General features: G+C 76.3%; 9 protein-coding genes. All 9 read left to right on the forward strand.

Annotated elements, in window-relative coordinates; all coding sequences use genetic code 11:
* Positions 1 to 40: 40 nt before the first annotated feature.
* The 9 genes from ACFWBN_RS02500 (at position 41) to ACFWBN_RS02540 (ending at position 13819) form a co-directional block, all read left to right on the forward strand.
* Positions 41 to 2590, forward strand: coding sequence for a lantibiotic dehydratase (locus tag ACFWBN_RS02500; RefSeq protein WP_385169309.1), 2550 nt, complete (start codon positions 41 to 43; stop codon positions 2588 to 2590).
* Entirely contained in the window at positions 2587 to 4344 is a 1758-nt protein-coding gene (locus ACFWBN_RS02505) for a hypothetical protein (RefSeq protein ID WP_385169312.1), read from the forward strand. Before ACFWBN_RS02500 ends, ACFWBN_RS02505 begins: the two co-directional genes overlap by 4 nt.
* Positions 4341 to 6278: a TOMM precursor leader peptide-binding protein gene (locus ACFWBN_RS02510; RefSeq protein ID WP_385169315.1), complete on the forward strand. Its 1938-nt coding sequence runs from the start codon at positions 4341 to 4343 to the stop codon at positions 6276 to 6278. The genes ACFWBN_RS02505 and ACFWBN_RS02510 overlap by 4 nt, the downstream gene beginning before the upstream one ends.
* Positions 6279 to 6338: 60 nt before the next feature.
* Positions 6339 to 8024, forward strand: coding sequence for a thiopeptide-type bacteriocin biosynthesis protein (locus tag ACFWBN_RS02515; RefSeq protein ID WP_385169318.1), 1686 nt, complete (start codon positions 6339 to 6341; stop codon positions 8022 to 8024).
* A gap of 143 nt (positions 8025 to 8167) precedes the next feature.
* A complete protein-coding gene (locus ACFWBN_RS02520) occupies positions 8168 to 9373 on the forward strand; it encodes a sensor histidine kinase (RefSeq protein ID WP_385169321.1) in 1206 nt (401 codons plus the stop codon).
* On the forward strand, positions 9370 to 10035 hold the full coding sequence (locus ACFWBN_RS02525; RefSeq protein ID WP_385169325.1) for a response regulator: 666 nt from the start codon (positions 9370 to 9372) through the stop codon (positions 10033 to 10035). Before ACFWBN_RS02520 ends, ACFWBN_RS02525 begins: the two co-directional genes overlap by 4 nt.
* A 147-nt stretch (positions 10036 to 10182) precedes the next feature.
* The gene (locus ACFWBN_RS02530; protein WP_214957944.1) at positions 10183 to 10473 is read left to right on the forward strand and encodes an SHOCT domain-containing protein; all 291 of its coding nucleotides are present in this window, start codon (positions 10183 to 10185) and stop codon (positions 10471 to 10473) included.
* Positions 10470 to 11252: an ABC transporter ATP-binding protein gene (locus tag ACFWBN_RS02535; RefSeq protein ID WP_385169328.1), complete on the forward strand. Its 783-nt coding sequence runs from the start codon at positions 10470 to 10472 to the stop codon at positions 11250 to 11252. Before ACFWBN_RS02530 ends, ACFWBN_RS02535 begins: the two co-directional genes overlap by 4 nt.
* On the forward strand, positions 11249 to 13819 hold the full coding sequence (locus ACFWBN_RS02540) for an ABC transporter permease (protein WP_385169331.1): 2571 nt from the start codon (positions 11249 to 11251) through the stop codon (positions 13817 to 13819). Before ACFWBN_RS02535 ends, ACFWBN_RS02540 begins: the two co-directional genes overlap by 4 nt.
* Positions 13820 to 13837 lie beyond the last annotated feature (18 nt).

The following is a 13837-nucleotide window of genomic DNA, read 5'->3' on the forward strand; positions in this document are numbered from 1 at the left end:
CCCAGTCGACGGGATCGCTGTGTCCTCGTATCTCCACGCCGTGCGAACGGCCCCCTACGCGCTGGTGCGCTCCACCCTGCTGAGCCTGCCCGCCGAGTCCGCGCCCGCCGCCGCCTTCCGCGCGGGACTGGACCGGCTCGCGGAGCTGGACGGCGCCCTGACGGCCCTGCTGCCGGCGCTGGGCGAGGCCCTGTACGCGAGCGCGGGCGGCCACTCCCCTGACTTCCACCGCGAGGTGGTACTGCCGCTGCGCCGCTCCCTGCACAACGGGCGCGCACCGCGCCCGGCGCTGCTCGCCCGCCTCGGCGACCTCCCGGTGCGGGTACCTGAGCTCGGCGCCTGGCTGGACCTGCGCGAGCGCAGGTCCACGGCCCTCGCGGAGCTCGCCGCGGGCACGGCCGACGCGCTGACGGCCGAGCGCGCGGCCCTGTCGGCACTGTGCCGCGAGCCCGTCTTCGCGCTGGCGGCCTCCTACACCAGCCCCGATCTGCTGCGCGCGGTCGAGCGGGCGGGGACCGGGGCCGCCGACCGCAAGGCGCGCAAGGAGGAACCGGGAATCCTGCGGCAGGCGCTGCGGGCCAGTACCCGGACCAGCCCGCTGTCCTGGTTCACCGGCGTCGGATGGGGCCCGCTGCCCGCCACGCCGGAGCCGACGGCGGGCGCCGCCTGGGACACGGGCGCGGACGATCCCGCCGCGGCGTTCACCGGCGTCACCGTGAAGACCAACCGGACCCTGCTGGACACGCTGTGTGCGGCCCTCCTGGCCGATCCGCGCCGCCGCGCCCGACTGCCCCACCGCATGACGAGTACGGCACGGCTCTCGGAGGACCGCGCGTCCTTCGTGCGGTCCCGCACCGCCTTCGCCGGGGGGCGGTTCCTCCTCGCGGACGAGGACGAGGTCACCGTCGCGGCCGCCGCCCCGCTGCTGCGCGTCGCCGCGCTCTGCGCGACCCCCGCCCCGCTCGACGAACTGGCCGCCGCGCTCGCTCCCCCGCAGGGCCGCGCCGCCGCGCAGGCCTACCTGGCGCAACTCGTCGACGCGGGACTGCTCGTACCCGTCCCGCCCGTCGGCCCCCAGGACCCAGATCCGGAGGCCCGCCTGGCCCGGTGGCTGCGCGGCCCCGGCGCCCTGCCCGGGGACGGCGCGCTCGCCGACCGGATCGAGGAGATCGCCGAGCTCACAGGAAAGTTCGGCGTCTCGGACCCCCGCGAGCGCGCCGGGCTGGCGGCCGTACTGCGCGAGCGCTGGCACACCCTGCTGACCGCCGCCGGCGCGCCCGTCGAGCAGGAGACGGCCGCGCTCACCGTGCTCGCCGAGGACGTGGTGGCCCGCCGGCCGCTGCCGCTGGACGGCTTCCTTGACGCGGCCGACCACGAGGCGCTGCGCGAACTCTCCGCCGTGGCCGAGGTGTTCGACCTCGGCCACGCGGTGCGCCGGATCATCCGCGACCGCTTCGTGGCCCGCTACGGCCCCGGCGGTATATGCCGGCACATCTGGGAGTTCGGCACGGAGGCCGCGCGGGCCTGGCAGCAGGCCGCCACCTGGGGTGGTGAGCAACTGGCCGCACTCCGCGCCGAGTTGGCCGCACCGGGAGACGGACCCGACGCCGATGTCGTCCTCCCCGTGGAGGTGGTCCGGAGCCTCGGCGGACGGCTGCCGTCCTGGGCGACCGTACGGCCGCTGTCGTACGCGTACTTCCTCCAGCGCGACAGCCGCAGCGGGCTGCTCTGCCTCAACCACGTGTACGGCGGCTGGGGCCGGTTCCTCAGCAGGTTCCTGGACTCCCTCGACCCGGAGGCCGCTCGGGCCGTCACGCGGGAGATCCGCCGGGCGGCGGACACGGACACCCGGCCCGTGCAGATCCGGCCGGTCGGCGGGTTCAACGCCAACCTCCATCCGCGGCTCGTCCCGGACGAGATCGGGCCGGAGGGCGGCGGCGCCTCGATCGCGGAGTCCGCGGTGGAGCTCGTGCACGACGAGGAGAGCGACCAGGTCCGGGTGCGGCTCACGGCCACCGGGGAACTGCTGGACGTGTTCTACCCCGGGCTGCTGGCCCCGCTGATGCACGCGCCCCGCATCGCCCCGCTGCTCGCCGACCAGCCGCACGGTGTCACCGATTTCACCGCCCTGGTCCCCCGGTACGTCACCCAGGTCCCCGGCGGCGCCCTCGTCCGCACGCCCCGGCTCCGCCACCGCCATGTCGTCCTGCGGCGGCGCCGCTGGCACCTGGCCGCGGGCACGGTCGAGGCGCTGCGCGCCGAGCTGGCCGCCGACGCGGAGGTCCCGGTGGCGGCGACGGCACGCTGGCGCTCCCTGCTCGGCGTCCCCGACCAGCTCTTCCTGCACCCGGTGGCCGCCGCGGGAGGGGAGAGCGTGGGCGAGGACTTCGTACGTCGACTGGCCCAGCCCAAACCGCAGTTCGTGGACCTCGGCAACGCACTGCACCTGCGCTGCCTGCACAAGTGGCTGGACCGCCACCCGGACGGGGTGGTGCTGGAGGAGGCGCTGCCGGCGCCGGGCGGCCTGGCGCGGCCCGGGCGGGCGGTCGAGCTCGTGGTGGAGTCGTACCGCGCGGGAGGGACGTCATGACGGCTCCGGCACCCGACGCCGTGGAGGCGCTGGGGCGGTGGCGGCTGCGGCCCGACATCGCGGCCACCGCGCTCAAGGAGGGCCTGCACCTGCGGGGCTGGACCACCAGCGTCACCCTGGAGGGCAGTCCCGCACTCCCGAAGCTGTGGCAGCTGGTGGAGGAGGCCCTGCTGACGGACGGCGCCGGCTCCCTGGCCGCCCTCGCGCCGGCCGGATCGCCGCTGCGCTCCGCGCTGTGCACGCTGATCGGCCAACTCCACGCGCACGGCCTGCTGGTGGAGCACGAGCACACCGCGGCCCTTCCGGACGCCCTGGAGGACCCTGCCGGGCGCTGGCTGCGTACCGTCGCGGACCGGCCCGCCGAGGCCGCGCGGGCGCTGCGGTCCGCCGCGGTGCGGGTATCGGGCGCCGAGCCCGAAGGCGCCCTGGCCCGGGCGGCCGTACGGGCCCTGGAGCGCTCCGGGGTCCCGTCCTCCCCCGGCTCCGATGACGGCCCCGCCGAAGGAATCCTCCTCACGGGCACGGACCCCGCGGGCCGGGTCCGGGCGGTCGCGGCCGTGATCCGCGACGGTGGCGGCTTCGTCACCCCCGTCGGCAGTCCGGACCGGGCCCGCGCGGACGCGGCGTCCCTCGCCGCCCGGCTGCGGAGGCGACCTGCGGGCGGCACGGAGGCGGACGCGGTGTCCCCCGCGGTGGTTTCCCTCGTCGCCGGAGCCTCCGCCCAGCGACTGCTGTGCGCGCTCGCCGGGCTGCCGGACCCCTCCGTCGAAGGCGGAGACGACCGGCCCGCGGTGCTGGTGGCCGACGGGCGGCCGCTGCGGGCCCGGTACCACCCCTGGCTCGGCCCCGCCGGCCCCGAGGCTCCCGCACCGCCCGCCACCCTGGCCGAGGCCCTCTCCGGGGTGGCCGCACTCGGCGACGAGCGGACCGGCGTACTGGCCGCCCCCGAGCCCGGATCCCTGCCCCAGCTCCCGGTGGCGCTGGTCCGCTGCGCGGTGCCCGGCGGCACCCTGCTGGCCGGCGCGGCCCGGGCCGACCTGGCCCGCCTGGAGGCCCTCTGCCGGGCGGCGGAGCTGCAGCTCGGGCCGGCCGGGCCCGGCATCGTCGTGGGCGCCGACCCCGGGCACGCGCTCGGGCGCGCCCTGCGCCGCACCACCGCCCGCGCCGCAGCCGGCACCGCCGTTGGTCCGGCCGCGGACACCGGCTGGGCGGAGCATCCCCAGGCCCGGCACTGGTGGTCCGTGCTCACCCTCAGGCTCGGCATCCGGGCCGAACTGAAGGTGGCCCGGATCGCCCCGGGCGGCCCGGCGTTCCGAGCCCTCGTGGAGGCAAGTCCCGTACCCGGGGGCCCCGTCCGGGTGATCGGCCGGGCGGTGGAGGCCACCGCGGCGGACGCGGCCGCCTTCGCGGCGATGGCCGCGGTGGTCCGCGTACAGGCCGGGGCGCAGCAGGCCGGGCAGGCGCCCGGCCGACGCCAACTCGCGCTCCCCGGCGGGGCGGTGGCACCGCTGGCCACCGCCGGGACCGCACGGGCGGCCTGGGAGGACGAGAGCTGGACGGCCGGATGGCTGGCGGATGTCGCCGAGCGGGAGCCGGCGCTCCGGTCCGCGCTCCTGGAGACCTCCGGACTGCACGCCCGGCCGTGGGAACCGGGACCGGGCGCGGCAGGCACGGACCGGGCCCTGTGGGCGGCCCTGCGCGGGTGCGGCTTCGCCGTCCTGCGGACCGGACACGGCGACGGAGGTACCCCATGACCACGCTGGCACGGGCCCTGGCCGAACACGGCCTTCCCGTACGGGACGCCGCCTCCGGGCCGCCCGACGCCGCAGGACCGGCCGATTCCGCGGCCCCGGACGGAGCCGCTGCCGTCGTCGTCCTCGACGACTGGAGCCTCGACCTCGCCGCCGCCTGGTCCCGGCACGCGCTGAGCCGCCCCGGCGTGCTCGTACCCGTCCGTTCGGACGGCGCGCTGACCGTCGTGGGCCCCGTACTGCGGCCCGGCGCGGTCGGCTGCCTGTCCTGTACGGAGTACCGCCGACTGGCCGCGATCGGCGGCCGGGTCCCGATGGACAGCCCCGCGCTCCGGCTCGCCGGGCGGCCCTCCCCCGCCCTGGTGGACGCGGTGGCAGCGCTGGCCGCCGAACTCCTCGCGGAGCCCGCCCCGGCCCCCGGGGCCGAGGCGACCGTGTACATCGTGCACAGCGGCCGGGCCACCTGGTCCACGCACCGCTTCCGCCCGGTCGGCGGCTGCCCGGTGTGCCTGCCGCTGCCCCCGGACAGTGCGGACGCGGCCCGGCCACGGCAGGCTCCCGGATTGCCGGTCGACCCGGCCGTGCTGCGCGGGCCCAACTCCCGTACCGACACGGCCGGGTTGCGGGCGGCGCTGTACGACGAGCGGTTCGGGCCGGTCCACCAGGTGGTCCGCACCGAGGACTCCGTGTACAGCCTGACGAGCGCGTACGTGGCCTACGGCCGGGCGCTGCGCGACGGAGGCTACGGCCGGGCCGCCGACTTCGACGGCAGCGAGCGCGTGGCCTTCTTCGAGGGGGTGGAGCGCCTCGCCGGCATGAGCCCGACCGGCCGGCGGACCGTACTGCGGGCCCCGTACGCCGAGTTGGGGCCGGAGCGGGCCGTGGATCCGGTGCGCCTGGGCCTGCCCGACCCTGTCCACCACGGGCACCCGGCCTCCTCCACCGTGCCCTACACCCCGCAGCTCGAACTCGACTGGGTGCACGGCTGGTCGCTCACCCACGACCGGCCGGCCGCCGTCCCCGAGCACGTCGCCTACTGGGACCCGAGCCCGGGCCGGCCGCGCGTGGTCTACGAGTGCTCGAGCGGCTGCGGCCTGGGCAACAGCCCCGCGGAGGCCGCGCTCTACGGGCTGTTCGAGATCGCCGAGCGGGACGCCTTCCTGATGGCCTGGTACGCGGCCACTCCGCTGGTCCGCGTGGCGCTGCCCGCCGGGGACGAGCAGGTGACGCACCTCGCCGACCGGGCGGCCCAGGCCGGGTACCGGCTCTCGCTGCTCGACGCCACCAACGACTTCGGCATCCCGGCCGTCATCGCCGTCGCCCGCCACCGGGACGAACGCGCCCGCGCACCCCAGGTGTTCGTGGCCGCCGGGGCGCACCACGATCCGCGCGTCGCCGTCCGTTCCGCGGTCGTGGAGGTGGTGACCAACGTCTTCAACGCCCCGCAGCGTGCCCTGGCCGAGCCTGAGCAGTACGATCCGCGGCGCCTGCGGCCCATGCTGGACGAGCCCGCGCTGGTCACCAGCCTGGACGACCACACCGCCCTGTACACCCTCCCGGAGGCCCGGCCGCGGCTGGACTTCCTGTGTGCCGACGGTCGCTCGGCGGGGGCCGGGGCCGACTGGCGGGAGGTGTGGCCCGGCGCGCCCGCACCGGTGAAGGACATCGGCGCGCTGCTGGACCGGACGGTGCGGAGGCTGGCGGGCCTGGGCCTGGAGGTGGTCGTGGTCGGCCAGGACGAGGCCGGGGTCCGCGACCGTCTCGGACTGCACTGCGTCAAGGCGGTGGTGCCCGGCTCGCTGCCCATGACGTTCGGGCACGTCAACCGCCGGACCCGGGGGCTGCCGCGCCTGCTGGAGGTGCCGCACCGGCTGGGGCGTGCCTCCGGTCCGCTGCGCTACGAGGACCTCGCGCTCCACCCGCACCCCTTCCCGTAACCCTTCCCGCAGCTCTTCCCGCACACTTCCCGCATCCCTTGCCGCCACGGAGGAACCGACGTGTCCGAAGGACCTGCTGCCGCCGCGCCCGGGTGGCTCGGCCTGCACTGCTTCCTGTCCACCACCCCCGAGGACACCGACGCGTTCCTCGTCGAGGAGGTGGCACCGCTGTTGGACGGCCTCGTGGCGGGGCGGCCGGGCGCCGCGTGGTTCTTCATCCGCTACAACGAGGGCGGCCCGCACCTGCGCGTGCGGGTGCGGGGCCTGGACGACGGGGCGGCGCTCGAACTGCGTGCTGCGCTGGACGTCCTGGCGAAGGGGCGGGACGGCCGGCTCGCGGAGGTGGCGTACGTCCCCGAGACCGAGCGGTACGGCGGACCGGCCGCGCTGCCGGTCGCGGAGGAGGTCTTCGTACGCTCGACCCGGGTGGCCGTGGAGGCGGTGGCGCGCACCCGGCGCGGGAGCGAGCGGCTGGCCCTGGGCGTGGACCTGGCCCATGCGACGGCCCTCGCCCTCGGACTGGACCGGCACGCCGCCGCGCGGTGGCTGCGGGTGCAGGCGGCCGGCTGGCGGTGGGCCACGGACGTTCCGCTCCTGCCCACGCGGTTCCTGCACGCCCAGGTCAACGTCGTGTACGCGGCCCAGCGTGAGGCGCTGCTGCGGCGGGCGGACGCGCTGCGGCAGGAGCTTGCGGAGGTGACTGCCGCGGGGATTGCGGAGGGGACCGCGGATGCCGACGGCCCGGCCGCGCGCTGGGCCCGGGAGGTGGCCGCCGCCGACGGGGAACTGCGGGCGCTGGACGGCTCCCCGAACCGCCTGTGGGTGTGGGGCTCCCAGCTCCACATGCTGCTCAACCGGATCGGCATCGTCCCCGACGAGGAGCGAGCCGTGTGCCGGCTCGCCGCGCGGGCCCTGATGGACGCGGGCGAGCCGGCCTCGTACTTCCCCGTCGGTCACCTGGCGTCCGACCGGCAGTACCTGGAGAGCAGCAGGTTCCGGATCGGCCGGGACAACGACTCGCTGCCCCGCCCGCTCGCCCCGGCCGCGGATCCCGGCCCGGCAGCGCTCGGGGCGGAGCTGGCCCTGCCCGCCGAGCCGCTGCCCGACGTGTCGCTGCGTACGGCGATCGCCGGGCGGGTCTCGGTGCGCGGGCCGCTCGGGGGTCCGCTGACGGCGACCGGGCTCGGCACGCTGCTGTGGGGGGCCCACGCCTTCAGCCACACCTCGGAAGTCCCGCTCGCGGACGGAACGGTGGGGGCCTCCCGGCACCGGCCCTATCCGAGCGCCGGCGCCCTGTACACGGCGGGGCTGCGGCTGTTCGCACTCGACGTGGAGGGCCTGCCGCCGGGGACCTACCAGTGCGTGCCCGAACGCCGGTCCCTGCGCTTCGTGGGCCCGGTGCCGGACCTCGACGAGATCAAGAGCATGTGCTCCTACCTGTCCCGGCCTGACGACGACCCCGAGGGCATCTCCGTGGACTCCGCCCCGGCGGTCCTGGGCCTGTACGTGAACCTCGGCCGCCTCAGGGCCCGCTACGGGCTGCGCGCGCTGCGCCTGGGCCTGCTGGAGGCGGGACACCTGGCCCAGTCGCTGCTGCTGGCGGCGTCCGCGCTGGGCCTGTCCACCACTCCGCTCGGCGGCTTCCGGGACGAGTCGGCCCAGGAGCTGTTCGGCCTGGACGAAGAGGACGAGCCGCTCCAGTACCTGCTGCCGCTGGGTCGCCGGATGCCGGGGGCCGGCCGGTAGCGTCGCGGGCTCCCGCCGAGGGCGCGCCCGCACGCACGCACCCGCACCCATGTACCCGCACCCATGTACTACCTGGGGAGTAGGCGGCGAACGCTACGCCGGGGTGACGCGGGTGACGGCGGGTGCGGTCTAGCGTGACGTGTATGGATGAGCAGCGCGAGCGCCCGGGTCCTCCGTGGCGGCGATGGATGGAACGGACCGGGCGGGGCCCGGCCTGGCGCTCGGCGCTGCTCGTCGCCGTCCTGGCCCAGGTCGGCTCCGGCTGGGCCGCGCAGCAGCAGACCGGGCGGGTGGCACTGGACGCGTTCGCGCGGATCCTGCTGCTGCTGGGGCCCGCGCTGCTCCTGCTGCGGCACCGCCATCCGGTGGCCGTGGCGTACGGGGTCAGTGTGGTCACGCTGGTGTACATCGGGGCCGGGTTCCCGTACGGCCCGGTCTTCATCAGCCTGGCCCTGGCCTGCTTCGCCGCCGTCGTCGCCGGCCATCGCAGAGCCGCCTGGGGCGCCGTCGGCCTGCTCTGGGCCGGGCACCTGCTCATCGGGCACTGGCTGTACCGGTGGCTGCCGCCCGCGGGGGACGGCCCGGCGCCCTGGGGGCAGGAGCTGGGCATCACCGCGTGGGTGCTCGCGATGCTCGCCGTCTCGGAGCTGGTCCGCGTACGCCGCGAGCAGTGGGCCCGGGAGCGCGTCGAGCGGGCGGCGGCCGAGCGGCGCAGGGTGGGCGAGGAGCGGCTGCGCATAGCCCGCGAGCTGCACGACGTCCTCGCCCACAGCATCTCGGTGATCAATGTCCAGGCGGGGGTCGGGCTGGCCCTGCTCGACACCGACCCCGAGCAGGCCCGTACGGCGCTGACCACGATCAAGGCCGCCAGCAAGGAGGCGCTGGGCGAGGTCCGGCAGGTCCTCGACACGCTGCGCACCCCCGGTGACGCGCCGCGCGCTCCCGCCCCGGGTCTCGACCGCCTCCCCGAGCTGGTCGAGCAGGCCGCCGCGGCCGGTCTCGCCGTGGACGTCGCGGCCGAGGGGAAGGCCCGGACGCTGCCGCCCGGGGCGGACCTCGCCGCCTTCCGGATCCTCCAGGAGGCGCTGACCAACGTGGTCCGGCATTCCGGTTCGCGTACCGCCCGGATCGGCCTCGCCTGGCGGCCGGGCGCCTTGGAGCTGCGCGTGGACGACGACGGCCCGGCCACCGGGAGCGCCGCCGGCGGCAGTGGCAACGGCCTCGTCGGCATGCGCGAGCGGGCCGCGGCCCTGGGTGGCACCATCGAGGCCGGCCCCCGTCCGGACGGGGGTTTCCGGGTGGTCGCGAGGCTCCCGCTGAAGGACGTCCACGCCGAGGAGGATCCGTGATCCGCGTACTGCTCGCCGACGACCAGCTGCTCGTCCGGGCGGGGTTCCGGGCGCTGCTCGACGCGCAGCCCGACATCGAGGTGGCGGGCGAGGCCTCCGACGGCGAGGAGGCCGTGCGGCTGGTGCGGGAACTGCGCCCCGACGTGGTCCTGATGGACATCCGCATGCCGGCACTGGACGGGCTCGCCGCCACCCGGCGGATCACCGAGGACGGGGCCCTGGCCGAGGTCCGGGTCGTCATGCTCACCACCTTCGAGCTCGACGAGTACGTCTTCGAGGCGATCCGCTCCGGCGCGTCGGGCTTCCTGGTCAAGGACACCGAACCGGAGGAACTGCTGCGCGCCGTCCGGGCGGTGGTGGAGGGCGACGCCCTGCTCTCCCCCGGCGTGACGCGTCGGCTGATCGCGGAGTTCGCGGCGCGTTCGAAGCAGCCCGCGGCCGCGGCCGGGCTGGGCCGCCTCACGGACCGGGAGCGGGAGGTGATGGCGCTGGTGGGCATGGGCCTGTCCAATGAGGAGATCGCCCGCCGCCTGGTCGTCAGCCCGCTCACGGCGAAGACCCACGTCAGCCGGACGATGGTCAAACTGGGCGCCCGCGACCGGGCCCAACTCGTCGTCCTCGCCTACGAGTCCGGGCTGGTCCGGCCCGGCTGGCTGGGCTGACCGGCACGGCTCGCGCGCACCCCGCGGGGCCCGTACTCCCGGGGAAGTACGCCCGGTGCAGCCGGTCGTACGACGACCCGGGCCCCCTCCCGGAGCCAGTCTCGGAGTGAGACGAAACGTCCACGCACTCCGAGGAGCTGAACCGAGATGAACACCCTCACCACCCTCGCGTACGACGGGCCCGGCCCGTGGATCCTGTTCTTCCCACTGATCTGGGCGGCGGTCGTGATCGGCGCCGTGACCGTGCTGCGCCGCACGGTGTGGCGCGGCCGCCGCGGCCCATGGCAGGGGCGCGGAGCCGCGTACGGCGAGCACGCGCCGATCGCGATCCTGGGGCGGCGCTTCGCCTCCGGCGAGATCGACGAGGACGAGTACTGGCGGCGGCTGTCCGTCCTGGACGAGCAGTTCGGCCCCGCCTCCAAGGGCGGTGCGGCATGAGCACCGTCACCCCCCTGCCGGGCGGCGGCCCCGTCGCCGCCCGGGTCGTCGACGCCGTGAAGGTCTACGGCCGGGGCGATACCGAGGTACGGGCCCTGGACGGGGTGAGCGTCGACTTCCCGGCCGGCCGGTTCACCGCCATCATGGGGCCGTCCGGCTCCGGCAAGTCCACCCTGATGCACTGCGCGGCCGGTCTCGACACGCTCACCTCGGGATCCGCCTCCATCGGCGGTACGGAACTGGGTGTGCTCGACGACCGCCGGCTCACCCTGCTGCGCCGCGAGCGCATCGGCTTCGTCTTCCAGGCCTTCAACCTGGTGCCCACCCTGACCGTCGCCGAGAACATCACCCTCCCGCAGGACCTCGCGGGCACCCGCGGCGACGGCGTCTGGCTCGAACGGCTCATCGACGTCGTCGGTCTGCGCGACCGGCTGCACCACCGGCCCTCCGAGCTGTCCGGCGGCCAGCAGCAGCGGGTCGCCGTCGCCCGCGCCCTCGCGGGCAGCCCCGACGTCGTCTTCGCGGACGAGCCGACCGGCAATCTCGACTCCCGCTCGGGCGAGGAGGTGCTCGGCCTGCTGGGACGGGCGGTGCGTGATATGGGCCGTACGGTCGTCATGGTCACCCACGACCCGGTGGCCGCCGCCCACGCCGACGAGGTCGTCTTCCTCGCCGACGGCCGCCTGGTCGACCGGATGGCGGCCCCGACCGCCGAGCGCGTCCTGGACCGGCTCAAGGCCTTCGACGCGCGCGCCGTGACGACGGGAGCGGAATCGTGAACGCGGCCCGGACCACCCTGCGGCTGAGCGTGGCCGCACTGCGCGCGCACAAGCGGCGCTTCGCCGGGACGTTCACGGCCGTGCTGCTCGGCGTCGCCTTCTTCGCCGGGACCCTGGTCATGGGCGACACCCTGCGCGCGAGCTTCGACACCATGTTCGCGGGCGCGGCGAGCGGCACCGACGCCGTGGTGCGCAGCTCGCGCGTGGTCACCGTCCCCGGCCAGGCCCAGGGCACCCGGCAGCCCGTGCCCACCGCCCTGGTGGACCGGATCCGGCACACCCCGGGCGTGGCCGCCGCCGTCCCGAACATCCAGGGCGCGGGGCAACTCGTCGGCAGGAACGGCGAACCGATCGGCGGCCAGGGCCCGCCCACCCTCGCCGGGAACTGGATCACGGACCCGCAGCTCAATCCGTACAAGCTCGCGGAGGGCCGCGCGCCGGAGCGCTCCGGCGAGGTCGTCGTCAGCCGGGGCACCGCCGCCAAGGGCGGGCTGAGGATCGGTGACACCACGGTGCTGCGCACCCCCGACCCGGTCCGGGTGACGATCGTCGGCCTGGCCACCTTCGGCGGCGCGGACGGCATGGCCCAGGTCACGTACACCGGCATGACCCAGGCGGACGCGGAGAAGTACCTGACGGCCGGCCCCGGCCAGGCGGCCTCCCTCCAGGTGCGGGCCGCCCCGGGCACCGGCCAGCGGCAGCTCGTCGACGCGCTGGCCCCGGTGCTGCCGCAGGGCGTCGAGGCGATCACCGGCCGGGAATCGGCCCAGGAGAACACCGACATGATCTCCGGTCAGTTCCTGACCCTCTTCACCACCCTGCTCCTGGTCTTCTCCGGCATCGCCCTGCTGGTCGCCACCTTCAGCATCCACAACACCTTCGCGATCGTCGTCGCCCAGCGCACCCGCGAGAACGCGCTGCTGCGCGCCCTGGGCGCCTCCCGCCGCCAGGTGGTCGGCGGCACGCTGGCGGAGGCCGCCGCCGTCGCGGTCCTCGCCTCGGCGGCCGGACTGGCCGGGGGCATCGGGATCGCCGCCGGGCTCCAGGCGCTGTTCCCGGCGATCGGATTCCCCTTCCCCGAGGGGAGCCTGGTGATCAGCGGGCTGTCGATGCTGCTGCCCCTGGCCGTGGGTGTCGTGGTGTGTCTGGGCTCGGCGCTGCTCCCGGCCGTGCGGGCGGGTCGTACCGCGCCGCTGGCCGCGCTGCGCGAGAGCGCCGTGGACACCTCCGGGGCCTCGCGGGCCCGTACCGCCGCCGGCGCCGCCCTGGGCGCGGCCGGTATCGCGGTGATCGTGGCCGGGGTACTGGCCGTACCGTCCCTGTGGCTGTCCGGGGCGGGTGCGGTGCTGGTCACGGCCGCGTTCGTGGTCCTGGGACCGGTCGCCGCCTCGGCCGCCGTACGGGTCCTCGCGCGGCCGCTGGAACGGCTGCGCGGGGTGACGGGCGCCCTGGCCGGGCGCAATGCGCGGCGCAGCCCGAAGCGGACGGCGTCGACCGCGACCGCGCTGATGATCGGCGTCGCCGTCGTCTCGCTGTTCACGGTCTTCGGCGCCTCCCTGAAGGCGACCATGGACCGGACCGTGTCGCGGTCCTTCGCCGGTGATGTCGCCGTCAGCGCGCCCGCGTTCGGGGCGGGCGGCAGCGGCCTCAGCCCGGCCCTCGCCCCGGCGGTGGCCGCGCTCCCCGAGGTGGCCTCGGCGGTCGGCCTCGGCAAGGGGGTCGCCGAGGTCGACGGCTCCGGGCGGGCGCTGACGGTCACCGACCCGGCCGCGCTCGCGGTCGGCGTGGACCTCGGCGCCGTCGAGGGACGGCTCGACGCGCTCGGCACGGACGGGATCGCCGTCGCGGGCAAGGAAGCCGCCCGGCACGGCTGGCGGCCCGGCAGCAGCGTCGAACTCGCCTTCACCGACGGGCAGAAGCAGCGGTTCACGGTCCGTGCGGTCTACGAGGAGTCGCAGCTCGCGGGCGACTACGTCATCACCCGCGCGGCCTGGGCCCCGCACCGGGCGCAGGACACGGACTCGCTGGTGTCCGTCACCTTCAAGGACGGCGTGCGGCTCGCCGACGGGGTGGCGGCGGTGGAGCGGACGGCCGCGCAGTACGGCGGCCCCGACGTGCAGACGCGCGAGGAGTACGCGCGGTCCTCGGCGGGCGGCATCGACATGATGCTCACCCTCGTCTACGCGCTGCTCGCCCTCGCGGTACTGATCGCCCTGCTCGGCATCGCCAACACGCTCACCCTCGCCGTGCACGAACGCACCCGCGAGCTGGGCCTGTTGCGGGCCGTCGGGCAGACCGGGGCGCAGCTGCGGGCCATGGTCCGCTGGGAGTCGGTGCTGGTCGCGGCCTTCGGCACGGCCGGCGGGCTGGTCCTGGGCGGCATCCTCGGCTGGGTCCTGGTGAAGGCCGCGGACGGGGCGGAGGACAGCGCGTTCGCGTTCGCCGCCCCGCCCGTACAGCTGGGCCTGGTGGCGCTGGTCGGCGTGGCCGCGGGCGTCCTGGCCGGCTGGCGCCCGGCCCGCCGCGCGGCGCGCCTGGACATCCTGCGGGCCATCGCCACCGAGTAGGTGTACCTGGGTACACCC

Origin of the sequence: Streptomyces sp. NPDC059989 (assembly GCF_042736975.1) — a bacterium.
Classification (GTDB): Bacteria; Actinomycetota; Actinomycetes; order Streptomycetales; family Streptomycetaceae; genus Streptomyces.